The organism is Peribacillus sp. NPDC056705 (genome assembly GCF_043656335.1).
Genome location: NZ_JBHTYI010000171.1, coordinates 1 through 1,510, shown reverse-complemented (window position 1 = coordinate 1,510; position 1,510 = coordinate 1). Strand labels below are relative to the sequence as shown.

3 protein-coding genes and 1 pseudogene are annotated in these 1,510 nt (G+C 53.2%); all 4 read right to left on the bottom strand.

Going from position 1 to position 1,510, the window contains the following annotated elements; genetic code table 11:
- A pseudogene (locus ACFRAK_RS28615) lies at nucleotides 1-392 on the bottom strand (ABC transporter); the annotation flags it as partial.
- A 2-nt stretch (nucleotides 393-394) separates the two neighbouring features.
- Nucleotides 395-712 (bottom strand): phasin family protein, encoded by a 318-nt coding sequence (locus tag ACFRAK_RS28610; protein WP_394573132.1) that lies wholly within the window; start codon nucleotides 710-712, stop codon nucleotides 395-397.
- Nucleotides 713-728: 16 nt separating this feature from the next.
- Nucleotides 729-938 carry a hypothetical protein gene (locus ACFRAK_RS28605; protein WP_394573131.1) on the bottom strand — a complete coding sequence of 70 codons (210 nt, stop codon included), beginning with the start codon at nucleotides 936-938 and terminating at the stop codon, nucleotides 729-731.
- A partial coding sequence (locus tag ACFRAK_RS28600) for a PepSY domain-containing protein (protein ID WP_394573130.1) occupies nucleotides 904-1,510 on the bottom strand: 607 nt, incomplete at its 5' end. The genes ACFRAK_RS28600 and ACFRAK_RS28605, both read right to left, overlap by 35 nt.

Here is a 1,510-nt window from a genome sequence, read left to right as displayed (position 1 = left end):
GCGGCCAGCGGCTCCTCCACGAATTCAAGCAATGCTTCATGAACAGGCATGCCCCATTCCTGCTCGATAATCTCCTTCGCACTGGTCGATGAAAAAGGAGGAACCCGCTCCTGCAGCTTGGCCAGCTCCTCGATGATATGGTCAGGCAACAGATCGGATCTCGTGCTTGCCAGCTGACCCAGCTTCACGAAGGCGGGGCCTAAATCCTCCAGCACCCTGCGTATTCGTTCCCCTAATGTCACCGTCTCTACCTGTTCTCTCGCGTTCCATCGCACGGGCAACGACAGGAAATGAAATAATCCCATCTCCTCCACCATATAACCAAAGCCATGACGCATCAGCGCCATGGCGATTTCCCGGTAACGTCCGGCATGTCTTATACGGACCGCCATATCTACTCCTGCTGCAGTCCTTCGAGTTCTACAACCTTCTTCTCAAGCGCGGCGATGCGCTGCTCCAGGCTGGCAACATCGCTTTCTTTAGGTACATCCAGTTCAGCCAGCACACGCCCGACCTGTTCATAGATGTAAGCCTTGATCTGGGACTGCTCCTCCTCGCCGCGTTCGACAAGCCGGTCGACGAACGCCTTGGATTCGGCGGGGGCGAGTTCCCCGCGTTTCACCAGATCATCTACGATTTTCTCCACTTTTTCCTTGCTGACGACGGTAAGGCCCACTCCTAACGAGAAAGCTTTCTTGAAAAGATCACTCACGGTATATCCCTCCCGGTCAATTCTTCGTTCCATTATACCCTTTTGCGATCATAAAAACATCTACCCTTAGATACTTGCTGCCCTTGGTATGAATAAACTCTCGATTTAGCGTTCCCCGGATATGACTTGGAATATGTAACATATCGACATAAAAAAAAGCGAAAGCCGGGAAGCTTCCCCGGCCATTCGCCTTAATCATCATCATGATCGTCATCAAATTTATCATATTCGGCCTTCAGCACCTTGCCGCTCACGGCATCGATCTCAACCTCAGTCTCACCATTGGCCTGCTTGACGTCCACTTCGTAAACCCAGCGGCCATCATCTTCTCGGTCCAGATCCACGTCCACGGCGGTTCCGCCCTTGGCGTGCTGCACCGCAATATGAGCAGCCCGGCTGGCATTGATCAGATTACCCGGCACGGAATCACGGTCATCGTCATCGTCACGGTCAACCTTCACACCCAGCGATTGGCCTGTGTAGGCATCGATCCACACATCTACATCCTGGTTGTCTTGCTGAATGTCAACCTCGTATACAAGCTTGCCGCGTTTGCGGTCAAGTTCAATGCTCTCCACCTGACCCTTCGCTTCGGCCAAGGCTAACTGCTCTGCCTTCTCCATCCCGATTAAGGTCTGTCCATTCGTTCCCGTCTGAGCCGTTTCAGGTTGATCGCCAGACGCAGGTGTCGAACCAGACCCCGCAGCCTGCACCGCATTATATCCATAGATTCCACTGGCAGCGATAACGACCGCCAACGCACCTGCCCACCACATTTTTTGTCTCATCATGTAACGC

What these genes read in the sequence shown, in the direction of transcription:
- ACFRAK_RS28605 (WP_394573131.1), bottom strand. Translation starts at nt 938, where the DNA reads ATGATAAATTTGATGACGATCATGATGATGATTAAGGCGAATGGCCGG.